The sequence below is a fragment of the Flavobacterium sp. MDT1-60 genome, from assembly GCF_014844035.1.
Classification (GTDB): Bacteria; Bacteroidota; Bacteroidia; order Flavobacteriales; family Flavobacteriaceae; genus Flavobacterium.
Genome location: NZ_CP062159.1, coordinates 3,157,924 through 3,183,206 on the forward strand (window position 1 = coordinate 3,157,924; position 25,283 = coordinate 3,183,206).

A 25,283-nucleotide genomic window follows, 5' to 3' on the forward strand; every position below is an offset into this window, starting at 1 on the left:
AATGAAAAAATTATACTTGTGCTTTCTCTTCATAATTCCAGTTTGGATGAATGCACAAACCGATATCGATGCGCTTATGATGAGTAAAAATAATTTCTGCTTCGGAGTGGTATATCAATATAGTAGCTGGAATAAGTATTGGGAAGGAACTTTTAATAGAGAAAATCTTAATCTGGGAACAGTATCTGCACAAGGCGCTGCGCTTATGTGTAATTATGGTATCACCAACAAACTGAATTTTATTTTCAGTGTTCCATATATTGAAACCAAAGCTAGTGCAGGAACTATGAAAGGCCAAAAAGGCATGCAGGATTTAGCATTAACATTGAAATATATGCCAATTAAAAAAACCGTTGGTACAGTTACTTATTCCTTATTTGCTTTAGGAAGTTATTCACTGCCTACCTCAGACTATGTCGCTGACTATTTGCCATTAAGCCTCGGTCTGCGCAGTAAGACTGCAACGTTGCGACTAATGGGAGATGTGCAGTATCGCACTTTCTTTACTACTTTGTCTGCTGCTTATATGAAAAGAGGGAATATCACAATTGATCGAAATACCTATCTGGATAATGAAATTCATTATACCAATGAAGTAAATATGCCAGATGTTATAAATATTAATTTAAGAGTAGGGTACCGTTCCTCTAGATTAATTGCAGAAGCTGTGATTGACAATTCTGTTACACAATCCGGAGGTTTTGATATTACAAAAAACAACATGCCTTTCCCAAGCAATACGATGAATGCTTTTAAATTGGGCCTGAATGGAAAATATACTCTAAAAAAACTTCCTGAATTAGCCATTGTGGGTGGTTATAATGTAGTAACGGAAGGTAGAAATGTAGGAGAAGCAACTTCCGTATATGGAGGCGTGTTTTACCTGATTAATTTTAAAAATAAAAACAAGTAAGATGAAAAATAATATTCAAAAAATTGTCTTTAAAAGTCTTTTACTTCTGTTAGCTGGACTAGTGTATTCCTGTGATGATGATATTTCACAGCGAAATGAGCAGTTTCCACAATTGAACCCTAAAAATACAGATGCTGAAGCTGGTACCTGGAAACCTTATCTTTTAACTGCACCGGATGAATTTTCAATAGATGTACCAGTTGCAACAAGTACACCTGCTTATACAAGAGAAATTAACGAAATAAAGAGTTTTCAGGTTAGTATTACTGCTGAACAAAAAAGCATAATAAAATATTGGAGCGCTGGCAGCGTACTCCGCTGGAATGAAATTATGAGAACCTTGGTAGCAAGGCATAATCGCCCACCGTACCAAAATGACGATGGAACTTATCCGGCTCCTTCGGCTGCAAATCCATTTGCATATCCTCAATTTCCATTCTCCAATCCCCCTTATGCGGCCAGAGCTTATGCATATGTGAGTGCTGCTCAATACGATGCACTGATTGCTGCCTGGCATTATAAAAAGCTGTACAACAGGTCAGCACCCTACATTGTTGATCCAAGTCTGCAAGTATTAATCCCTAAAAGTACTTTGCCATCCTATCCTTCAGAAGATGCTGTCTTGGCGGGAGTTACTGTTGAGCTTTTAAAATTATTATTTCCAACGGAAATCGCTTACATAAATGCAAAAGCTGAAGAAGAAAAATTATACCGTATTATCAGCGGTGCTAATGTTCGCTCAGATGTTGATGCCGGAATCAGTTTGGGTAGAAAAGTTGCCGCAAAATTTATAACTCGCGCTTCGACTGATGGGGCGGGAGTTGCTGGTGGCACACCGGCAATCTGGGCAGCATTAGAATCTCAAACTGCAGCAACAGGCGAAGTTCCCTGGAAGTCATTAGAAATACCAGCCAGACCTCCAATGTTGCCATTATTCGGAAAAGTAAAGTCATTTTTGATGACAGAAGCAGATGTTGTAGCAAATCGCCCGCCTGCACCTCCTTCAACAAAATCTGATGCTTTTGCAAAAGAATTAGCCGAGATTAAAAAATACAGTCAGGATAATTCTCGTGAACACCTGGAGATTGTCAGTTTTTGGGCTGATGGTGTAGATACATATACGCCTCCCGGGCATTGGAACGCCATTGCCTGTGAAGCTTTTGTGGAACAATCGTACAGCGAAATTCGCTGGGCAAGAAATTTGGCCTTATTAAATATCGCGATGATGGATGCTGCAATTAGTTGCTGGGATGCCAAATACACTTATTTCAATCCACGTCCGTGTCAAATGGATCCCTCTATTAAAACCACTACAGGAGTTCCTAATTTTCCAGCCTATGTTTCTGGTCATTCTACCTTCAGTGCCGCGGCCTGCGTTGTTTTGTCACATTTTATTCCAGCTAAAAAAACAGAATATGAAGCAATGGCGCTGGAAGCATCAAACTCAAGAATGTATGGCGCTATCCATTACAGAAGTGATTGTGAAAAAGGATTAGAATTAGGTAAAAAAGTAGCTGCTTTTGCTGTTAACAGGGCAACAACTGACGGTGGTGAACAATAGCTAATAAATAGTTTTATTGATGTTTTAACCTGGCATATCTCAAAATCTGCCAGGTTTTTATATTTATTGATCATTTGAAATTGCATGAAATTTTCAGGTATTACTTTATGTTTAATGTAATTTTTATAAAGATTAGATCCTGATGTAATTTTTCATGCAAGTTTGCTTCATTTATGATAGAAATTGCTCGATTTGTAGGATTTCTATATTTCGTATTACTCTATTTTTGAAAGCTTTTTAATGGAAATTATTTTTCATTTAACATTCAAAATCGAATTATTTAATTTAACCAAAAAGGTTTTCTAAAACATATAAAATGAGATTACGATTTATAGCTGCGGCTTTGTTTTCAGTATTTTTTCAAAGTTCTTTTTCGCAAACTAATAATGCTACTGAAAAAAGAATTCAGGAGTTAATTAAAAAAATGACCTTGAAGGAAAAAGTCGGCATGCTGCATGGAAACTCTAAATTTTATACGGAAGAAATAAAGCATCTCGGAATTCCGGAATGGGCTTTGTCAGATGGTCCGCACGGAGTCAGGGCAGAAATGAATCGTCATAACTGGAAATATACAGGACAAACAGATGATTCTTCGACCTGTTTTCCTCCCGGAACTGCCATGGCTGCAAGTTGGAATCTGGAACTCGCGAAACAGCGCGGTATTGTTTTGGGCGAAGAAGCCCGTTTTCGTAAAAAAGATGTTTTACTTGGACCGGGAATCAACATTATTCGTTCTCCGCTTTGCGGGCGAAACTTCGAATATTTGAGTGAAGATCCGTTTCTTATTTCACAGCTTTCTATCAATTATATTAAGGCTTTACAAACCCAGGATGTTGCGGCTTGTGTGAAACATTTTGTAGCCAATAATCAGGAAGAAAATCGTTTTGTTGTAGATGTAACGATGAGCGAACGCGCTTTGCGAGAAATTTATTTACCGGGTTTTAAAGCTTCAATTGTTGATGCCGGAGCATTGGGTGTTATGGGTGCTTATAATAAATTCAGAGGTTCCTATTGTACTGAAAATGATTATTTGGGACGTACACTTTTGCGAGATGAATTTAAATTTAAAGGCGTTTATATGTCTGATTGGGATGCTGTTCATAGTACTGAAAAAGCCGCTTTGGCTGGTTTGGACTTAGAAATGGGAACTGAAAAAGAAAATTATAACGACTGGTATTTCGCAGATCCTTTAATTAAAGCAGTAAAAGAAGGTCGTATCAAAGAAAGTGTTGTCGATGAAAAAGTGGCTAACATATTAAGAGTCATGATTAAAACGAAAGTTTTAGATCCTAAAACACGTATAAAAGGTTCTATAAATACAAAAGAACACCAACAAGCAGCTTATCGTTCTGCTGTAGAAGCAGTTGTTTTGCTGAAAAACGAAAAGCAAATTTTGCCGTTGAATATGAGTACGATAAAATCAGTAGCCATTATTGGTGATAATGCAACCCGTACACATTGTGGTGGTGGATTTAGTTCAGAAATCAAAGCTTTGTATGAGGTAACACCGCTTCAGGCCATGACCACTAAATACGAAAAGTCGATGCGGATAAATTTTGCACAAGGTTATGAAAAGCAATCTCATGTTGTGGAAAGAAGCAGCGACGGACAATTAAATACGGATAAAGTAGATTGGAAATTAATCGAAGAAGCAGTGGCTCAGGCTAAAAAATCAGATGTGGCAATTGTTTTTGCAGGTTTAAACCATGATTTCGATTCAGAATCATTTGACAGATTACACATGCGTTTACCGTACGGACAGGAAACTTTAATTCAGGAAGTAGCCAAAGCAAATCCGAAAACCATTGTGGTAATTATTGCAGGCTCTCCGCTTGAACTGGCGGGTATTGAATCGCGTGTGCCTGCTGTAGTTTGGGGTTGGTATGGCGGAATGGAAGCGGGTAATGCTGTGGTTGATATATTAAGCGGTAAAGAATTTCCTTCCGGAAAGCTACCATTTACGATACCTGTTACTTTAAGCCAGTCTCCGGCACATGCTTTAGGAGCCTATCCGGGGCATGATTTGAAAGTAAATTATGAGGAAGATATTTTGGTAGGCTATCGCTGGTTTGACACCAAAGGAATTGAACCACAATATCCATTTGGTTACGGTTTGTCTTATACTTCTTTTGAAATCTCTAATGTTAGTTCTAACAAAAAAGCCTACGGTGTTAATGATGAAATCACAGTTAAATTCAATATCAAAAATACAGGAAAAACAGATGGAGCAGAAGTAGTTCAATTGTACGCTGGTCAAACGACTTCATCAGTTTTAAGACCTAAAAAAGAATTAAAAGCATTTGATAAAATATTCCTGAAACCGGGAGAACAAAAAACAGTTGATTTAAAAGTGAAAGTAAAAGATTTGGCTTTTTACGACGAGAAGACTTCTGACTGGAAAATTGAACCGGGTCAGTTTGTACTTTATACAGCGACATCAGCCGAGAATATTGTGAGTACACTTAATGTTACTATACAATAAAGGGGGATTTATAGTTTTTTTACAGTAATATAGTTCCCCTGTGAACTGTATTGCTGTTTTTTTTGAATGTTATCGGAAAACATTAAGAATATATTCACTAATTATTTTTTACCTGCTTTGTGGTAATTTTTTTTTAACACAGAGATACACAGAGATTTTACGCAGAGCTGCACGGAGAAAATTAAAATTTGCGCTTTTGTGACTTTGCGAGATTAAATAAAACCTTTGTGGATCTCTGCGAAACCTTTGTGTATCTCTGTGGTATTCATTTAAATAGCTTTATCAAAAAGGTCACAAAGGAGGTACGCAAAGTTTTATTCACAAAGCTTTGCGAACTTAATAAAGCTAATTAAAAACATACTGAAAAAAAATGCTTTGCGTTAAATTTAATCGCAAGGTACGCAAAGCTATATATCAAAAAGGGCTAATTTCTCTTCTTTCCCTTAGGTCTTTTTCAATCCCAATTTCCATATTTCTGTCGATTACATAAAAGCACAACAGAATGGCGCTTATAATGAATATAAAGCCAGGATAGATGCTTACGCACAATTTAATTCCTTCTACTGCTGCCGGTACCTGATTGACCTCTTCGGCTACATAACCATATTTAGATAAAAAAGCCGCACCCAGGGCACCGCCAATACTGATCCCTATTTTTAACCCGAAAATCATAGCCGAAAAAACGGTAGCAGTCGCTCTTCGATTGTTTTTCCATTCGCTATAATCGGCCACATCAGCAATCATGGCCCACAATAGAGGAATTGTTACTCCATATATAAATCCATGTGCTAATTGAGTTAGAAAAACCATTGTAATAGCGGTTCTGCTGTAGAAATTGAAAAGCAATAAGCTTATGGCTGATAAAAAAATAAAACTGATGTAAATATTTCTTTTTCCAAAAGAATCTGCGAGTGATTTCGAAAACAAAATGCCAAAAATCATAAAAAGAATTCCCCCGGCATTAAAAAGACTAAATGCAGAAGTGGGAGCATCTTTTGGCCATTGAAAATCGACTAAACCCATTGCTATTAATGAATTATTCAGATTATGAATAAATGCCGTAAAACCAATATCATTCAAAAATACAGTTTGTGCTACAGGATCTAAATAGTATTTAAAATAGAAAACATACATTCCGCCTTTTAAAGATAAGGTTATAAATACCAAGATGGTAACCAGTAACAAAACCAGCCAGGGTCCATTTTTAGACAAATCGGTGAAATCTTGTTTAATTGAAGATCTCTGATTTTTTGCAGGTATAATTCGTTCTTTGGTAGTAAAAAAAGTGATTAGTAAACAAATTATTCCGGTAACAGCGAATAGAATCATCGTATTTTTAAAGCCAACTGCTTTATCACCATGTCCTAAAATTAAAACCAAAGGCAATAAAAGGGACTGAATTATAAATTGAGCAATCATCACGGCTACAAAACGATAGGAGGAAAGACTATTTCTTTCTTTCATGTCGCCGGTTAAAACACCACTTAAAGCAACATAGGGTAAATTATTAGCTGAATAGATGATAACCAGAAAAAAGTAAGTCAACAAGGTGTAAATTATCTTTCCGTTTTCTCCAAAATCCGGGGTTAAGAAAGAGAGAACAGCACCAATTCCAAAAGGTAAAGCTGTCCATAATATCCAGGGCCTGAATTTTCCCCAGCGGGTTTGGGTACGGTCAGCAATAACCCCCATAATGATATTAAAAAAAGCACCGATAAAACCTCCAATAAAAATGATAATACTTGCTGTTCCGGCAGGAATTTTATAAACATCTGTATAAAAGAAAGCCAAAAAAGTCAACAGGGTCTGAAAAATCAAATTCGCCGCGAAATCTCCTAAACCGTAACCAATTTTTTCCAGTACAGAAAGCTTTTGAGAAGTATTGCCCATCAATGTACTGGTTGCTTTTTTTCTGCTTATCCCCATCGTGTTGATTGAAATTTTTTAGAGCGATATTAATTATAAAAATAACGTTTCGTTTTCATTTCATTTTAATAAAATGTTAAACGTAAAAATAGCTTGAAAGTTGAAATAAGATTGTCAATTTTGAAGCCTTTACTAGCACATTTGAAGCATTCTTTAGTTATGGCAAATCTATTAAATTTAAATTGCTATTTTAGCTTATGATTAAAAAAACAACTGAAAATCAACACCATTACTCACATTTTTTTCATTTTATTTATATGCGTATTCTCTATCTTTTATTAATCGTTTCTTGTTTTTTTATTGGTTGTAATAAAAACCAGCATACTGAGGAGCATCACAAATATACCAACGATTTAATTAATGAGACAAGCCCGTATCTTTTGCAGCATGCGCACAATCCTGTTAAATGGAAAGCGTGGAATCAGGAAACGCTGGACCAGGCAAAAGCAGAAAATAAACTTATTATTATTTCTGTAGGCTATTCTGCCTGTCATTGGTGCCATGTTATGGAAGAAGAAAGTTTTGAAAATGAAGCTGTAGCTAAATTAATGAACGATAACTTTATCAGTATAAAAGTAGATAGGGAAGAGCGTCCGGATATTGATCAAATATATATGAATGCCGTGCAATTAATGACTGGCAAAGGCGGCTGGCCCTTAAACTGTATTGCACTTCCTGATGGACGTCCTATTTTTGGAGGCACTTATTTTACCAAAGAGGAATGGACAAAAGCCCTAACGGAACTTTCTGGTTTGTATAAAAACAATCCCAAAAAAGCGAGTGAATATGCAGATAAATTAGTAGCTGGAATTCAGAAATCACAATTAATTGAGTTTAATAATAGTCAGGCTAATTTTAAAAAATCAGAACTTTCTGGAGCCGTAAAATTATGGCAAGAGCAGTTAGATTATAAGGAAGGCGGCTTAATTGGTGATACTAAATTTCCAATGCCAAACTCATTGGGTTTTCTGCTTCGTTACAGCATTCAGAATAATGACAAATCGCTTCAGAAGTATGCAGAAACAACACTCACAAAAATGGCCAATGGTGGAATTTACGATCCGATTGGTGGAGGTTTTTCCAGATATTCTACAGATGCAAAATGGCATGTTCCACATTTTGAAAAAATGCTCTATGACAATGCACAATTAGTGAGCTTGTATTCTGATGCGTATTTGGCCACTAAAAATGAATTATATAAAAAGACAGTGATTGAAACTCTGAATTTTGTAGAAAAAGAACTTATGGCTTCCGATGGTGCTTTTTATTCGTCTTTGGATGCCGACAGTAAAAACAAAGCAAAAAAACTGGAAGAAGGAGCGTATTATGTCTGGAAGAAAGAAGAATTGCAAGCCCTTTTACAATCTGATTTTCCTCTTTTTCAGAAGTATTTTAATATTAATGAAAATGGTTTATGGGAAAACGGAAACTATGTTTTATTTAGAAACCAATCAGATAAAGAGTTTGCACTCCAAAATAAATTGACATTATCAGAAGTAGATTTGAAAGTAAAGAATTGGAAACAAATACTTTTAACGGCAAGAAACAAAAGACCACGGCCTCATTTAGATGATAAAACCCTGACTTCATGGAACGCTTTAATGATAAAGGGCTATGTTAGTGCTTATCGCGCATTTAAGAATCCACATTATAAAGAAATCGCTTTAAAGAACGCTAACTTTATTGTTAAGAATCAGCTTCAAAAAGACGGAAGTTTATATCACAGTTATAAAGAAGGAAAGAGTAGTATCGTTGGTTTTTCAGAAGATTACGCTACTGTTACAGATGCGTTTATTGCGGTGTATCAGATTACACTTGATGAAAAATGGCTCAAAAAGGCGAAACAGTTAACAGATTATACCATGACTCATTTTTGGGATAAAAAAACGAATCTGTTTTATTTTACCTCTAATACTGCAACAGGTTTAATTACCAGAAAAATGGAAATTGCAGACAATGTAATTCCTGGTTCCAATTCGGTTCTTGCTCAAAATTTATTTTTATTAGGACATTATTATTCAAATGATGTTTATTCGAAAACTGCACAACAGATGTTGAATAATGTGAAAGAAAATGCCTTACAGTCACCAACGGAATATTACAATTGGCTGAATTTAATGCTGAATTATACCGACAATTATTTTGAGGTTGCCATTTCCGGAAAAGCCGCTATGACTAAAACCAGTCAGCTTCAAAGCTATTATTTGCCTAATATTTTAATTGCAGGAGCTACTAAAGAAAGTAAGCTGCCTATTTTAGAAAATCGCTATGCAGATGATCAAACTTATATTTATGTCTGCGTGAACAAAGCTTGTAAAATGCCGGAAAAAGAGGTGGATGTAGCTGTGAATAAAATAAAAAATAGTTTATAAAGTATAATCTGTACTTATATAGCTATTTTTTGATTTTTATATTATACACAACCAGTTGTTTAAATGCATTTTGTATTCAAAGTTTTACAAGTAAGTGGTATTGATTTACAGATATTTATGCTTGGTTAGTTAATTTTTAAACTTTTACAGGTTATTTAGAAAATTTGAGTTAAGTACATTAAAATGTCAAAATTTTCTTTAAAAATAATCTGAATAATAAATATATTTTTCTTTTTTAGCATTTTAAACGATCACAATGTTTTTTATAATACCTTTTATTATCAATTATTAAATAAAATATTAAAGCAACCGGTTGTGTGTTGATTGTTTTTGTTTACATTTGTTATAAATACCTAATTTATTGAAATTTAGAAATGTAATTGCTAGTACATTAAACAATAAAGACTTTGAGTTTAGATTTAAAAATTAATGTTGGTTATAAGTGTTATTCTACAAAATTGGTTTGTAACTAAGTGTAAGTATTAGTTTTTAAATTAAAAGCCGGAAGCTTAATCACTTTCGGCTTTTTCATTACGTTAGAATTATATGATTTATGACTTCCTAAGAATCATTATACGAAATTGAGAATTACAATTAATAATTAGAACTACAAAATAACTATAAAACCAAACCAAAAAAATAGTAAGATGAAAAACCAAACTAAAATTTTATTGATAGTATTCTGTTGTCTGTCAATACTTAAAACTACAGCACAGAACCCTATTATCAAAAATATTTTTACTGCTGATCCGGCACCTATTGTGCATAAAGGTACTTTGTACTTATATACAGGACATGATGTGGCAACCGAGCAGGATACCAACTACAAAATGGCCGATTGGCGTGTGTATTCCACAACAGATATGGCAACATGGAAAGATCATGGAGCACCACTCTCACCAAGTACATTTTCATGGGCAACAGGTGATGCTTATGCGGCACAATGTATTGAGAGAAAAGGAAAGTTTTACTGGTTTGTTTCGACATTTCACAAAAAAGACGATGTTAGCGGCGGAGGTGCAGCAATAGGGGTAGCAGTTTCTGACAGTCCGACTGGTCCTTTTAAGGATGCAATTGGTAAAGCGCTAATCATTAACGAAATGACTACCGACATGACGTATGCCTGGGACGATATAGACCCTACTGTATTTGTTGATGATGATGGACAAGCGTATATGTTTTGGGGCAACGGAAGCTGTAAATGGGTAAAACTGAAAAAGAACATGATTGAACTGGATAGCCCCATTACTACTTTCAAACCTAAAAATTATATCGAAGGCCCGTGGGTATATAAACGAAAAGGAATTTATTATCTAGTATATGCCAGTGCAGGAACAAAACCTGAAATGATAGAATATTGCACTGCTAAAAATCCAGAAGGTCCATGGACGTATCAGGGAATTATTCAGGAGAATGTGCCTAACAGTTTTACAACTCATCCAGGAATTATTGATTACAAAGGCAAATCATACTTTTTTTATCACAACGGAAGTTTGCCCACAGGCGGAAGTTACAGACGTTCTGTTTGTGTAGATTATATGTATTATAATGAGGATGGAACCATTCAAAAAATAATACAAACTACTGAAGGTGTCAGCAAAATCAAGTAAAGGTCTTTTCTCAATTTAATCTTTGTCCCATGAAAAAAAGAATTAAGTTCATTTTTGTCTTTTTTGTTTTGCTTGTTCAGACTGTTGCTTTGGCGCAAGCCCAAAATCCATTAATTTTTGCTGATGTGCCTGATTTATCTATAATCAGGGTGGGTAAAAAATATTATATGAGCAGTACTACGATGCACATGAGTCCGGGTTTACCTATTATGAAATCTACAGATCTTGTCAATTGGAAAATCATCAACTATGCCTATAATACATTGGCAGATATGCCGGAATTAAATTTAACAGAAGGAAAAAGTACGTATGGCAGAGGTTCCTGGGCCAGTAGTCTGCGTTTTCATAACGGGATGTATTATGTGACCACTTTTGCACAAACTACGGGTGAAACCTATATTTTTAAAACGAAAGATATAGAAAAAGGAAATTGGCAAAGAGTTTCTTTTAAGCCGGATTATCACGACCATTCCTTGTTTTTTGATGATGATGGCAAGGCCTATTTAATCTACGGAGGAGGCAAAATCAAATTGGTAGAACTAAATGAGGATTTAACCGGAATTAAACAAGGTGTTCCTGAAAAAGTTATCATAGAAAACGCCAGTGAACCTGCCGGAAATAACATCATGTTAGGTGCTGAAGGTTCTCAATTGTTTAAAATAAAAGGGAAATATTACCTTTTTAATATTTGCTGGCCGCAGGGCGGAATGCGTACTGTAATCATTCATAGAGCAGATACTATTAATGGGCCATGGGAAGGAAAAGTTGGTTTGCAGGATTTGGGTGTTGCTCAGGGTGGACTTATAGATACTCCTGACGGTCGCTGGTTCTCTTATCTTTTTCGCGATTTTGGAGCAGTTGGCAGAATTTCGTATCTGGTTCCTGTAAAGTGGGGAGACGGTTGGCCCATATTAGGTAAAAATGGGAAAGTTCCGGAAACATTAAATCTGCCATCCAGTACAGGTTTGATTCCGAATTTGGTTGCTTCTGATGAATTCAATCGCAAGAACGACCAGGAAACATTGCCATTAGTATGGCAGTGGAACCATAATCCGGATAATACACTTTGGTCTTTAAAAGAAAGAAAAGGATTCCTTCGTTTTAAGACCGGAAGAATTGATACTGATTTTCTCTTAGCAAGAAACACACTTACACAACGCACAATTGGTCCAACAAGCTCAGCTTCTGTTTCGTTGGATATTTCTAAAATGAAAGAAGGTGATTTTGCCGGATTATCAGCCTTGCAAAAAGAATACGGATTGGTAGGGGTGAAAGTTGAAGAGGACAAAAAATCAATAGTAATGGTAAGTGCTGATAAAGATAAAGTTGTTGAAATACAGCAGATTTCTTTACATCAAAACCAGATTTATTTTAAAATTGATTGTGATTTTACCAATAAAAAAGATGAAGCTAATTTCTTCTACAGTTTAGATGGAAAAGTTTGGAATCGGATAGGCGAAACTTTAAAAATGAAGTATACCCTTCCGCATTTTATGGGCTATCGTTTTGGCTTGTTCAATTACGCGACAAAAAACACTGGTGGATATGTAGATTTTGATTGGTTTAGAATTAAATATTAAAAAGATAAATTATGATAACAGATAAAAAAATTACAAACGAATCGCTGATTAGAATTAGGGTTTTGATATTGTTTCTCGGGTTGATTTTACCCATTTTGGCCGTTAGTCAAAGTAAAAAGAAAGAAAAATCAGAATCGAAAACACCTCAATATCGCAATCTTTTTAAAGAAGCAGGTTACAGTCAAATAGATATAGATAAGAAATTAGCTAAAGCCTATTATGATATTTTTGAAGGACCCAACAAAGTGTATTTTGAAGAAGGTGATTCTTTGGGATATGTTTCGGATGTCAAAAATAAAGATGCCCGTACCGAAGGGATGTCGTATGGAATGATGGTCGCTGTTCAACTCAATAAAAAAGAGGTTTTTGACCGTATCTGGAGGTGGTCTGTTAAATATATGCAACATCAGGATGGACCAAGAGAAGGTTATTTTGCATGGAGTGTAAATCCTGAAACTAAAAAACAAAATTCGGCAGGTTCTGCTTCAGATGGAGAATTGTACTATATCACGAGCTTGCTTTTTGCTTCTAATAAATGGGGGAATGATACAGGAATAGATTATTACAAAGAAGCCAGAAGAATATTGGATGCCATGTGGAAAAAAGATGGCACCGGGAATATTCATAATATTATAAATACGGAGCATAAGCAAATATCTTTCGTACCGGAAGGGGGAGGATATAACTGGACAGACCCTTCTTATCATGTTCCGGCGTTTTATGAAATATGGGCTTTATATGCCAAAGATGGTCACGAACAATTTTATAAAGAATGTGCGGATGTTTCCCGTAATTTTCTGCATAAAGCTTGTCATCCTGTAACGGGTTTAAATTCCGATTACACCGAATTTACAGGAGAACCACATCCTACACCGTGGATGCCTCCTGGATTTCGTTACGATTCGTGGCGTGTTCCTATGAACATCGCAATGGATTATACCTGGTATGGAAAAGATAAAAAGTGGCAGGAAGAGTATGCCGGAAAATTCCAAAATTTTCTTAGATCAAAAGGATTAGATACCTATGATGATCAGTTTAATCTGGATGGCTCTAAACCAGAATTTATTCTGCAGGCCGGTCCGGTCAAAAAACTCAGACACTCCATAGGATTAGTAGCAACTTCAGCTACTGCATCATTAGTCAATCCAGATAAAGCAAGTATGGACTTTGTTCACGCGATTTGGAAGGCGAAGCTTGAACCGTATGCTGACGGTTATTTTGATCCGTATTATGATGGCTTAATGTATCTTTTTAGTTTAATGCATCTAAGCGGGAATTATCAAATTATAAATCCGTCAGTTGACTAAATTAATTAAGGCAATAATCAAATCCAGATTACACAATATAAGCAGACTTTTATTCATCATACTGGATCTTCGCTTCATCACAATAAAAAATTGACTTATGTACTTACAGTTTGTATTTTTGCCCTTATGAATGATAATTTTATAAATGAATATTTTGGGATAGGAATACAAAATGGTAAGACACCAGAAAACTTGGGTGTTTTGTGGCGATCAGCTCAAAACCTGGGTGCTACTTTTATATTTACCATAGGTAATCGATATGCCAAACAAGCCTCTGATACTCATGATGCAGTAAAAGCAATTCCTTATTTTCATTATGATACTTTTGAAGCTTTTTTTGAAAACTTACCTAAAGGAGCACGATTGGTCGGCGTTGAATTAGATGAAAAAGCTTCCGATTTAGAAACCTTTCAGCATCCAAGACGTTGTGTTTATTTACTGGGCGCAGAAGATCATGGCTTATCCAAAAAAGTAATGGATAAATGCCATCATTTAGTAAAATTTAAATCTGTAAAAAGCTTAAATGTGGCCGTGGCAGGAACTATTATTATGTATGACAGAAACTTATCTAAACCACGTTCTTAAAACAAAATTCTTATTTATTATTGATCTCCGATGTCTGATGATTTCGGAGTGAATTTCAAAAAAAATCTTGTTTAGGTGCTCAATGCTTTCCATTCTTAAACAATATTCAGTTCCCTGGATATAATACAAAAAAACGGAGTAAGTTAGAAAGTATGTATTTGTATCATTGTCTCAATTAAAGTTAGCAAATTAATTATTTAATTGGAATCATCTTCAATAAATCGGTCATAGTATTTGGTATGTCATACATTTCCAGATTATTAGATAATGATGACAAACCTTCAAAAGTTATTGCACCCAAATAGTAATCCGAAAGGTCAAAACTATACACCTGCCAGTTTAGAGTATTTTTTATTAGAGTGAAGTCTACGCTATGGAGTCCATCTAAACATGGAATATATTTAAAATCTTCATCAATTCCTTTTCCTAATGCTTTTACAAAAGATTCTTTGCGCGTCCATAAACTGTAAAAAGTTTTTTTTTTGTCAGCAGCATTTTGAATCGTTAACCTTTCGTTTTCATCAAAAATATCAGGAAGAAGGTTTGTGAATTTAAAATCTTCAGATAGGTATTCAATATCTATTCCTACCTTTTTACGTGAAATTGCAATTGTTGCAAAGTTTTCAGAATGTGAAATATTGAAATGTAGCCAAGGATGAGAAGCTAAATATGGTTTTTTATTAAAATCATAATCAAGGTAAATATTTTTTACAGCTAATTTAGTATACGCTCCTAAAACAAGTTTTAAAATCGACCTGTATATAATGAATCGGTTTCTGTCTATTTCTTTGTAAAAGCGCTGTGCTTTTTTTATTTCTATAGAATTAAGAAACTTATACAAATCAGATTTTAAATCAATAAAGTCAGGCAAATAAATATTGTAAATGATTATATCATTAGTATTTAAAGAGTATTCCTTACCGGAGAATAGCTGAACGCTCTTGATATTTGAAAAAGAAATATAGAGTCTAGATGTCTTCATGTTTTTTATCTAAAATATCCTGAATTAGTCGTGCTAATACTCTATCATTTGGTGGCGACACAATATCTAAATGATTACCGGGGATATTATGAATTGCCACACCCTCTAATGCTGCTTTTTTCCATCCTAAATGCGTAGGGTCCAATTTATAGTTAATATCATCTTTTGATCGAAATAAATCTACTTCAAAGTTTTGTGGTTTAAGGTGATAGCGGTCAACAATTTTTTTAACCAAACTATCAGCTTCTATGAATTGTTCAAGGGCCAAAGCTTCTTGTTCACTCATCGTGTCGTTCTTCCCAAAATGTCTTTTTAGTATATAATCTTTTTTTCCATTAATGCGCATTTTAAAAGCCTTCCAGCTCAATAACATTTCTTTTAAAAAATCTAATCTTCTGTGCGTAATATCAAAGTATCTGACTAATTGTTTTCGTCTATAACTTCCATAATAATAAGAAGAATCAACATAAGAGTCAAGTAGTGCGGTCAAGGTTACTTTTTTCCCTTGTTTTTTTAATTGACGTGTCATTTCGAAGACAACAATACCACCAAAAGAAAAACCTGCTAAGGCGTAAGGTCCCTTTGGGTTTACTTTTACGATGGCATTTATGTAATGTGCTGCCATAGCTTCAATTGATTCATACCATCCGTCAAAGCCTTTTGGTTTTGTGCCTTGAATACCATAAATAGGTTGATCCTCATCAAAGTGTTTACTTAAATTAATAAAGTTTAAAACATTAAGCCCTGCTCCGTGCACGATAAAAAGCGGTACTTTGTTTCCATCAGGTTTTATTGGAACTAAGCACTCCGCATAAATTTCGGTTCCCGTGTTTAATAGCTTAGCAAATTTTTCTACTGTTGAATATTTAAATAAAGCAGACAACGGAATTCGTTTACCAGTATGTTTCTCTATTTCAATCATAACTTTTACTCCCTTGATTGAATGCCCGCCCATCTCGAAGAAATCACTAAAAATATCTATATTTTGTATATTTAAGCTTTCTTTCCAAATAGTCGCAACTATATTTTCTTCTTCCGTTCGGGGAGCAGTATATTTAACTTTTTTATTTACTTTATAATTTGATAATGCTTTACGGTCTATCTTGCCGTTAAGCGTTGTTGGCATTTTCTCTAATAAATTAAAGTTATGTGGAATTAATTGTGGCGGTAATTTTGAAGCCAAAGCTTCGCGCCATATAGGTATTTGATTTTCATTACTTTCTACGCTGGAATGAGGTACAATATGAGCTATAAGAAAATTTTCATCAGCTAGTACAACGGCATATTTTATACCATCAAGTAATAGTAGTGCTTGCTCTACTTCACCTGGTTCGATACGATGTCCTCTAATTTTAACTTGTTGATCAACCCGTCCTAAACATTCTATTTCGTTGTTTGGAAGTATTTTTCCTAAATCACCTGTACGATAAATTATATCTTTTTTATTTGCAGAAAATCTATTTTTAATAAATTTTTCAGATGTAAGTTCTGGTCTCTTCCAGTAGCCTTTTGCAACACCGTCGCCACCAATTACAATTTCACCAATCTTTCCTGGTGCGGCAAGTTGTCCTTGCTCATCAATGATGTAAAATTGTGTATTTGCAATAGGTTTCCCAATAGTTATTACTGTATCATCAGAATTTATTTGTTTTATGGATGACCAAATGGTGGTTTCTGTTGGACCATAGACATTCCACAGCGTATTACACTTACTTACAAGTTCTTTGGCAAGATCTTCGGGCATAGCTTCGCCACCACATAAAGCTTTAAGTGGTAATGATTCAGACCAACCGGAGTCTAAAAGCATTGACCATGTTGTAGGAGTCGCTTGCAGAAAATTAATATTTTCCTTTTTTATTAACTCAAGTAAAAGTCTTCCATCTCTAGCTGTTTCATGGTCTGCTATTATTAATGTTGCGCCTTTAATAAGTGGTAAATACAATTCTAAACCAGCAATATCAAAGGAGATCGTCGTTATAGATAATACCCTGTCATTTTCGTTAATTCCAGGTTCTAAAGCCATACTCAAAAGAAAGTTAACCAAATTTTTATGGGTGATAGGAACTCCTTTTGGATTGCCAGTTGATCCGGATGTATACAATATATAAGCAACATTCTCTGAACTAACGGTAAAAGCAAGCGGTAAGGTAGAATATTGGTTTAATAAATCGATTGCATCTTCTATAAAAATAGTATGTGACCATGATGGTAAGGATGCAAATAAAGTTTTACTGGTTATTAGCATTTTTGCATCAGAATCATTAAGCATAAAATCTAAACGTTCTTTTGGATATTCGGGATCTAATGGTATGTAGGCTGCACCACATTGCAAAATGGCTAATAAAGTGTAAAGCAGTTCCGGGCTTCGTGAAAAAGAAACAGCAATAAAATCACCAGATTGTACTCCTTGTGCTTTTAAATAATGTGCTAATTGGTTCACTTTTTCATGTAACCCGACGTAAGTAGTGTTTGAATCGTGAAATTCTAAAGCTATATTTTGAGGTGTAATTTCTGCTTGTTTTCTAAGTAACTCTGTCAAAGTCACATTTGGATATGGCATTTCAGTACTATTTAAAATGTCGTAATCTGCCAAATAGTTACCTCCTAGTAAATCTGATAATGGATTGTCTGAACCAGATATTAGTTTATCCATTATTTCTTCAAATGAAACCATCATTTGATTTATTGTTTCCGGCTTGAATAGTGTAGTATTATAGGACCATTGAAATATAGGTCCATTTTTAGATTTAAAAATATGAAGTTGAATTTCGAAGGTTCCGTATTCTCTCGGATTCATGTTTAATTTGTGAGAAAGACCCGTAAATGAAAATTCATTTTCGATAGTCCGATTTAAATCAACTGTTAGTATAACCGGAACTAAAGGAATTCTTGAAGGGTCTCTGGCAATTGCAAAACTCTTAAGAAGATGACCAAAACTAACTTGCTGATGTTCATATGCATCAAACAACTGAGAATTTCTTTGCTTAACATAGTCTAAAAAACTAATTTCAGGACTAATTTTACTGCGTAGAGGAAGTAAGTTAACACAATCTCCTATCAGTTGTCTCATATCGTACAATGTATTTCCTGATGAAGGAAATCCAACTACCAAATCATATTGACCGGTAAGTTTACATAAAAAGACTTCAAATGCTGCTAGTATTGTAGTTACCAAACTACAACCGGCATTTATTCCTATATTTTTTAGTGAGGTTATAATTTTATCATCTAAAGGAAAATCCAGGCGATCACTATTATATGTTCGCAATACAGGCCTTACGTAATCTAGTGGCAATTCAATTGTTGGAACTGATTCTTTATAGATATTTAGCCAAAAACATTCTAAATCTTGATATTCAGTACTTTCCATAAAAGAATTTATTTTTTCGGCAAATTCACTGAAACGTTCCGGAGCTGGAAGTTCTGGTACTGCATTTTCAACATACGCTGAATAAATTGTGCCAAGTTCTTCTAATATTATGTCAATACTGAGTCCGTCACCTATAATATGATGAATTGTCAAAGTGGCTAAGTATTCAAAATCATCGATTTTAACTAAGCTAACCCTGAACAGAGGACCGTTGACAAGGTCAAACAGAGCATTAACTTCTTCCTTAACTAAACTATCTATAGATTTTTCTTTTTCAGTAGCTGCCAGGTTAGAAAAATTATTATAAGAAATTTTGATATCACCTTCAGTATAAATACACATAAAGTGCCCGTCTGGACTAAACGAAGCTCTCAGTCCTTCATGACGTTGTACTAAAGTTTTTAGTGCTTGTTCAAACGTATCTATAACTAAATTACCCTTAAAATTAATCGAAACAGATAAGTTATATGCCTTATTTGCATCACTGCTTCCAAAAATACAATCTGACCATATTTCCTGTTGTGAATTTGTTGAATAGATTACTCTTTCAATTTCAGGTAAAAACGGATAAAATTGAATTTCATTTTCAGTTTGATTTTGATTTTGGGGTTGAGGTTTGTTTCTCATTACTATCATAATTCTATTTTTAAATGAAATTGTACAGTTCTTAAATTGACAATTTAAAATAATTAATTATTAATCATGGTTACCGCATTCTAATAGCTTCATCTTTTTGAATTCTCCTTTTTTATTAGAATCTTCAGTAAACCACGCTGGATTTCCGTTTTCATCGCGTCCCAATTTGTAGCCTTTTAGAGGAGGGTCATTAGCCATTATGATATACTTTTTATCTACGATTTTATTCTCCAAAAATTGCTGATCATTAATCTTTAAAATATCAAAAGGCTTTTCTGGTTGCAGGGTTTCATTTGTTTCAATGCGCTTTTCAGGATTAAAAGTAACGGCATCTAAATGTTCTGTTTTCAGACTTCCAACAGAAGATTTTCCATTTAATGGAGTATTTTGATGATTTTGTAATTGATCTATCTTTTGGCTCAAAAGCTGAATTTGCTGAACAATTTGTTCTAATGAAATTTGATTGTGATTGGAAGATACCTGAGGTTCATTTATTAAAATATTAGATTCAATGGTTTCATTAGGAGTTATTTGAATTTCTTTTTTAAGATCATTAAGATTCTCTTCAGGAAGGTTAAGGTCTATATAATCAGCTAAAAGAGATGGTGTTGAAAAAGCTTCGTTGAGTTGTCTAAAAGTAATTGGCAAGTCAAACTCTTTTTTCAATTTCCCTGACAATTGGGTAAGAGATAATGAATCAAGTCCAAGTTCTAAGAAAGTATTTGATGCTGCATCAAATTCATAACTTATTCCAGATGCGTTTTTAATAATTTCTGAAATCTTAATAAGTATTGAATCTTTTCTTGAATTGTTTGTTTTGGTAGCACTATTGGTTTCTATTGAAGCTATATTTGTATTCAAAACTGCCGGTATATCAGCAACTATGGTTTTTTGAACTACTGCTGTTTCAATTGTATTTAAAGGTTCAATCCAACAAGGCTTGCGATCAAAAACATAACTTGGTAATTTGATTTTTTGTCTTTGTTGTCGATCGTAAAAAGCATGCCAGTCAGGGTTTATACCTCTAATCCATAAGTCGCCTAAAGCGTTTAACAAAGTAGAATATTCATTTTCTTGTTCATCCTTAGGAAAAGTTAGACTAGGAAAAGCTGGTATTACTTTACCATTAGCTTGTTGACGCGCTAAAGTAATTAGGGTTTGTCCCGGGCCAACTTCTAATAATATATAATCATCTAAATCAAATGCGGTATCCATTGCATCTGCAAATCTTACCGTATTTTTTAAATGGCTGACCCAATACATCGGACTTGTGGCTTCTGTATCTGTAAGCCAGGTTCCTGTTACTGTTGAAATAATAGGTAAGCGAGGGATGTTTAATTTTATTTTTTCTACTTCATTTTTAAAAGATTCTAAAATTGGATCCATCATAAAAGAGTGAAAGGCATGGCTGGTAAGGAGTATTTTGTTGGGAATATCTTGTGAATCAAGTTTATTATTAAAATTTGCAATATCTTCTTTTGTGCCTGAAACCACACAAAACTGATTTGAATTTATTGCTGCAACCGAAAGAGTATCTGGAAGCAGTTCGTTTAATTTCTCAATAGGTACGCGCACAGCCAGCATAGATCCGCCAGGCAGTTCGCTTATTAATTTCCCTCTCACAGCAACGATGTGCAATGCGTCTTTTAAATTCATGATTCCGGCCAAATGGGCTGCAGCAAATTCACCAATGCTATGACCACAAAGAAAAGTTGGTTTTATTCCCCAACTCATCCATAATTGAGACAATGCATATTCGGTAACGAATAAAGCAGGTTGCGTTAAGCGAGTATCTTTCAAAAGTTCTTCTGCTTCACCTGAGTTAATTTCAGGATAGATTATATGACGAATATCTAAATTTAAATCTTCCATCAATAGTTCAGCGCATTTATCTATCGCATTGCGATATACTTCTTCGTTATCGTAAAATGTTTTACCCATTTGCAAAAACTGTGCTCCTTGTCCAGGGAATAAGAATCCCATTTCGCCAGGTACACTTTTTAGTAGTGCAGATTTAATACTTTTTGTTTTGAGAGAAATTAATTTTTCAGCAGCATCACTTGCAGTATTAGCTATTAAAAAGCTTCTGTGGTTAAAGTCTTCCCGAGTTACGTTCAATGAATAAGCTATATCTGCTAAATCTTTGTTTTTTGATTTGTCAATAAAGTTGCCCAATTCATTTTCATAACTCAACAAACTGTTTTGACTTTTAGCAGACCACATGAGTATTTGAAGTGGTCGTGTAGTTGAAGGTGGTAAAGGTTTCATCTCATATTCTTCGACAATAACATGTACATTGGTGCTTCCTATACCAAATGAGCTTACACCGGCTCTTCTTTTGCCATCTGCTTTCCAGTCAATCAATTTGTTATTGATGTAAAAAGGGCTATTATCTAATTCTATATTTGGATTTGGTTTATTGAAATTAACCATTGGAGGTATTTGCTTGTGACGCATTGCTAATAATGTTTTTATTAGACCTGCGGCGCCTGCGGCTGCAGTGGTATGCCCCATATTACTTTTTATGGATCCCAAAGCACAATAACCATTTTTTTCTTGTTTGCCATAAGCAATTTTAAGTCCTTCTATTTCTATTGGATCACCAATGGGAGTCGCAGTACCATGTGCTTCCATATAAGTAATGGTTGAAGGCGATATTTGAGCGTCATTAAATGCATTTATTATTGCTCCAGCCTGACCTTTAGGGCTAGGCGCCATAAAACTGCCTTTGTCTCCTCCGTCGTTATTTACACCAACGCCTTTAATTACTCCGTAAATAATATCTCCGTCTTTTTCAGCTTCGTCCAATCTTTTAAGTAAAACGACTCCGGCACCATCACTAAAAACGGTGCCTTTTCCAGAAGCGTCAAAAGATCTGGTAGAACCATCTGGGCTTTTAATAAATCCATCATCATAAAGGTGACCGCTATTGATGGGTGAAGTTACGCTTGAACCTCCCGCGAGAGCGATGTCACACATTCCGGTTCTTATTGCTTTTACCGCCTCAGCAACTGCTAATAACGAAGTAGAGCAGGCTGAATGTACACTAACAGAAGGGCCTTTTAAATTTAAATGATACGAAGTTCGGGGTGCAATAAAATCTTTTCCATTTACAGTATAGATCTGAAGTTCGCCTATTGAACTTTTTAGCTCTTTGTTTAAAAATATATTGTTTTCGTAGTAAGTATTAATTTCACTGCCGGAATATACTCCAATACTTCCTTTGTAATGTTTAGGGAGATGTCCTGATTGCTCTAATGCTTCAAATGAAATTTCTAAAAACACTCTTATTTGCGGATCCATAGCGGCCGCAAGTTGTGGGTTTAATCCAAAGAAATTGGCATCAAATGTTTTGGCAGAAGGCAAAATTCCTCGTGCACCTATATAAAGAGGGTCTTTACGAAGACTTTCAGGTAAACTAATATCTAATTCGTCTTTTGTAAAATAAGATATTGTTTCTTTTCCATTTTTTAAGTTCTCCCATAATTCCTCCATTGAGTCAGAACCAGGGAATCTTGCAGCCATACCAATTACGGCAATATCTGCAGAAACGTTTTTGTTTTTAGTCTCTTTAAATGCAAACAAATCTCCCTTATTTTTTTCTTCATTCTTATCCTCTCCTAAAAATGTAGAAAGCTCTCTAATTGTAGGGAAGATATAGACTTTTGAAACAGGTATTTCGATCGATAAACGTTGTCTCAATACCGAAGTAATTTTTTGTGCCAATACTGAACTTCCCCCAATATCAAAAAAATCATCATCTATACCTATGCTTGGTATTTTTAATTCCTCACTCCAGATCTTTGCAATATCTTTTTCTAATTGTGTATTGGGTTTATTGAATAGAGGAGCAGAGTCAGGTCTGGTATATTCAGGAATTGGTAAATTCTTTTTATCAATTTTTCCATTTGGCGTTATTGGAAAATCCTCTACCCAAATATATTTTGATGGTAATAATATTTCGGGTAAAATTTTTGAAAGTGCCTCATGAATTATTTTTTCATCTTGTAGTGGTTCACCAGATTTAAAATAAGCCACAAGTTTATCTTCATTTCCATAATAATTGCTCACTATGACTGCTGACTGTTTTATTCCCGGAAAACTATTTAAGGCGGTTTCAATTTCACCTAATTCAATACGATGACCTCTAATTTTTACTTGATGATCTATACGTCCCAAACATTGAAATTCTCCATTTGGCAATAATTTTCCCAAGTCTCCAGTGCGATAAAGAATAGAATTCGGTTCTGTCGAAAATGAATCTGGAATAAATTTTTCAGCTGTAAGTTCTGGACGTTTCCAATAACCTTGAGCAACACCATCTCCACCAATAACTATTTCTCCAATTGTTCCGGGAGCAACGGCTTGCCCTTGCTCATCTAATAAGTAAATTTGTGTGTTTGCAATAGGTTTTCCAATTGTAATTAATTCATCTTCGGCATGAATTTGTTTTATAGCTGACCATATTGTAGTTTCTGTTGGGCCATACATATTCCAAAGGGAATCACATCTTGCAGTTAGCTGACGTGCCAGATTTAAAGGCATAGCTTCACCGCCACAAAGGGCTTTTAACCTCAGCGGGGTTTCCCAACCAGAATCAAGCAGCAATTGCCAGGTAGTTGGTGTAGCCTGCAGTATAGTAATTTCTTTTTTTTGCAAAAGCTGAAGTAAAAGCTGTCCATCACGAGTAGTCTCGTAATCAGCAAAAACTACCGTAGCACCCTTAATTAATGGTAGAAATAATTCGAGACCTGCAATATCAAAGGAAATTGTCGTAATTGACAGTAATTTGTCCTCAACATCTATACCTGGCTCAATCGCCATACTGACTAAGAAGTTTACTAAATTTTTATGAGTTACAGTAACTCCTTTGGGCTTTCCGGTAGACCCGGAAGTATACATCATATAAGCAACAGCTTCGTGAGAAACAGTAACTGAAACAGGTGAAATAGGATATTTGTCAAGTGTAGACAATGCGTCTTCGACCAATATTGTTTTTGAATAAATTGGCAATGAAGCTACAAGTGATTTTGTGGTTAGCAAAAAACTTGCCTCAGAATCTTCGAGCATAAACTCTAAACGTGCAATTGGAAATTTTGGATCTAATGGTAAATATGATGCACCGCATTGTAAAATGGCAAAAAGAGCAATAATTAATTTAGGACTTCGCTCCATAGAAATAGCAACTATTTGGTCAGAAGATAAACCTTGAGACAGAAAATAATTAGCCATTTGATTTGTCTTTTTTGACAATTCTTCATAAGTAAGTTTTTCATATTCAAATTCAAGAGCTATTGAATTAGGGAAAATTGCAGCTTGCTCTGCAAAAAGGTCATGGAGCGTACTTGTGGGATACGTCATTTTAGTCCAACTTATCTTGTTGTCTAAATTATTTTTGTTAGGTCTTTTCATTTTAATGCTATTAAAATTAAAGTTGAGCAAAATAATATGATGAGTTTAATGTCATGATATTTATAATTTATTACTTAGAATTGAGTGTTTTTTTTATTGTATTGTTTGTTTACCTAATAAATAGATATGAGAATTATATTCTTTTTTATCTAATAATTTTGAAACAAACTAAATAATATATGACTGTAAATCAGTGATTTATAAAAAAAAAGTATTTTTTTTACTAATACCTGTATTCTCTGTATAAAGCTATTATTATCGATGAATGACATATTTTAAATTAGATGTGGCAAATTTCACTAAAGCTGATAAGTTAGTTACGAAATCAATTTTGTTTGCCAATTTTCCTTTTTTGCAATTGCAAGATTTTTATATGTAAATATCCTACCTATTTATCTTTCTGGTTTTTGTTTTAAAAGGCAATAATTCCTTGCTGAGACCAATTTACCCTTTAACAGGACAATGTTTATTCCAACAGAAATAAAATATTTAATTTTTATTTCTGTTAAGTCATTCGTATTTAGCTACTTATATGCTTTATAGAAGG

Annotated in this window: 12 protein-coding genes; 8 read left to right on the forward strand and 4 right to left on the reverse strand. The window is 34.5% G+C overall.

The window, feature by feature from the left end:
• Window position 1: 1 nt before the first annotated feature.
• The 3 genes from IHE43_RS13080 (at window position 2) to IHE43_RS13090 (ending at window position 4,956) form a co-directional block, all read left to right on the forward strand.
• Window positions 2-913, forward strand: a complete 912-nt coding sequence (locus IHE43_RS13080; RefSeq protein ID WP_192184290.1) for a hypothetical protein — start codon at window positions 2-4, stop codon at window positions 911-913.
• A gap of 1 nt (window position 914) precedes the next feature.
• Entirely contained in the window at window positions 915-2,474 is a 1,560-nt protein-coding gene (locus IHE43_RS13085) for a phosphatase PAP2 family protein (RefSeq protein WP_192184291.1), read from the forward strand.
• Window positions 2,475-2,790: 316 nt separating this feature from the next.
• Complete coding sequence (locus IHE43_RS13090; protein ID WP_192184292.1) at window positions 2,791-4,956, forward strand: glycoside hydrolase family 3 protein; 2,166 nt, start codon at window positions 2,791-2,793, stop codon at window positions 4,954-4,956.
• Window positions 4,957-5,370: 414 nt separating this feature from the next.
• Here the strand turns inward: IHE43_RS13090 and IHE43_RS13095 are convergent, their stop codons facing one another.
• Window positions 5,371-6,882, reverse strand: a complete 1,512-nt coding sequence (locus tag IHE43_RS13095) for an MFS transporter (RefSeq protein ID WP_370526661.1) — start codon at window positions 6,880-6,882, stop codon at window positions 5,371-5,373.
• Window positions 6,883-7,079: 197 nt separating this feature from the next.
• Here IHE43_RS13095 and IHE43_RS13100 point away from each other — a divergent pair, with 197 nt between their 5' ends.
• The 5 genes from IHE43_RS13100 (at window position 7,080) to IHE43_RS13120 (ending at window position 14,336) form a co-directional block, all read left to right on the forward strand.
• Window positions 7,080-9,254, forward strand: a complete 2,175-nt coding sequence (locus tag IHE43_RS13100; protein WP_225585107.1) for a thioredoxin domain-containing protein — start codon at window positions 7,080-7,082, stop codon at window positions 9,252-9,254.
• Between the two features lie 647 nt (window positions 9,255-9,901).
• A complete protein-coding gene (locus tag IHE43_RS13105) occupies window positions 9,902-10,864 on the forward strand; it encodes a glycoside hydrolase family 43 protein (RefSeq protein WP_192184293.1) in 963 nt (320 codons plus the stop codon).
• A 29-nt stretch (window positions 10,865-10,893) separates the two neighbouring features.
• Window positions 10,894-12,444: a glycoside hydrolase 43 family protein gene (locus IHE43_RS13110; protein ID WP_192184294.1), complete on the forward strand. Its 1,551-nt coding sequence runs from the start codon at window positions 10,894-10,896 to the stop codon at window positions 12,442-12,444.
• 11 nt (window positions 12,445-12,455) lie between these two features.
• Entirely contained in the window at window positions 12,456-13,751 is a 1,296-nt protein-coding gene (locus IHE43_RS13115; RefSeq protein ID WP_192184295.1) for a glycosyl hydrolase family 8, read from the forward strand.
• A 126-nt stretch (window positions 13,752-13,877) separates the two neighbouring features.
• Window positions 13,878-14,336, forward strand: coding sequence for an RNA methyltransferase (locus IHE43_RS13120; RefSeq protein WP_192188224.1), 459 nt, complete (start codon window positions 13,878-13,880; stop codon window positions 14,334-14,336).
• Window positions 14,337-14,529: 193 nt separating this feature from the next.
• On the opposite strand, the gene IHE43_RS13125 is transcribed toward IHE43_RS13120, so the two are convergent.
• Genes IHE43_RS13125 through IHE43_RS13135 form a run of 3 tightly spaced genes read right to left on the reverse strand, consistent with a single transcriptional unit; the run spans window position 14,530 to window position 24,736 of the window.
• A complete protein-coding gene (locus IHE43_RS13125; protein WP_192184296.1) occupies window positions 14,530-15,318 on the reverse strand; it encodes a 4'-phosphopantetheinyl transferase superfamily protein in 789 nt (262 codons plus the stop codon).
• On the reverse strand, window positions 15,305-19,324 hold the full coding sequence (locus IHE43_RS13130; RefSeq protein ID WP_192184297.1) for a non-ribosomal peptide synthetase: 4,020 nt from the start codon (window positions 19,322-19,324) through the stop codon (window positions 15,305-15,307). Before IHE43_RS13130 ends, IHE43_RS13125 begins: the two co-directional genes overlap by 14 nt.
• A gap of 60 nt (window positions 19,325-19,384) precedes the next feature.
• A complete protein-coding gene (locus IHE43_RS13135) occupies window positions 19,385-24,736 on the reverse strand; it encodes a polyketide synthase (RefSeq protein WP_192184298.1) in 5,352 nt (1,783 codons plus the stop codon).
• Window positions 24,737-25,283: the final 547 nt, after the last annotated feature.

Coding starts and splice junctions, on each gene's coding strand:
- IHE43_RS13125 (WP_192184296.1), bottom strand. CDS start 15,318: ATGAAGACATCTAGACTCTATATTTCTTTTTCAAATATCAAGAGCGTT.
- IHE43_RS13095 (WP_370526661.1), bottom strand. CDS start 6,882: ATGGGGATAAGCAGAAAAAAAGCAACCAGTACATTGATGGGCAATACT.
- IHE43_RS13080 (WP_192184290.1), top strand. CDS start 2: ATGAAAAAATTATACTTGTGCTTTCTCTTCATAATTCCAGTTTGGATG.
- IHE43_RS13110 (WP_192184294.1), top strand. CDS start 10,894: ATGAAAAAAAGAATTAAGTTCATTTTTGTCTTTTTTGTTTTGCTTGTT.
- IHE43_RS13090 (WP_192184292.1), top strand. CDS start 2,791: ATGAGATTACGATTTATAGCTGCGGCTTTGTTTTCAGTATTTTTTCAA.
- IHE43_RS13135 (WP_192184298.1), bottom strand. CDS start 24,736: ATGAAAAGACCTAACAAAAATAATTTAGACAACAAGATAAGTTGGACT.
- IHE43_RS13120 (WP_192188224.1), top strand. CDS start 13,878: ATGAATGATAATTTTATAAATGAATATTTTGGGATAGGAATACAAAAT.
- IHE43_RS13105 (WP_192184293.1), top strand. CDS start 9,902: ATGAAAAACCAAACTAAAATTTTATTGATAGTATTCTGTTGTCTGTCA.
- IHE43_RS13115 (WP_192184295.1), top strand. CDS start 12,456: ATGATAACAGATAAAAAAATTACAAACGAATCGCTGATTAGAATTAGG.
- IHE43_RS13130 (WP_192184297.1), bottom strand. CDS start 19,324: ATGATAGTAATGAGAAACAAACCTCAACCCCAAAATCAAAATCAAACT.
- IHE43_RS13100 (WP_225585107.1), top strand. CDS start 7,080: ATGATTAAAAAAACAACTGAAAATCAACACCATTACTCACATTTTTTT.
- IHE43_RS13085 (WP_192184291.1), top strand. CDS start 915: ATGAAAAATAATATTCAAAAAATTGTCTTTAAAAGTCTTTTACTTCTG.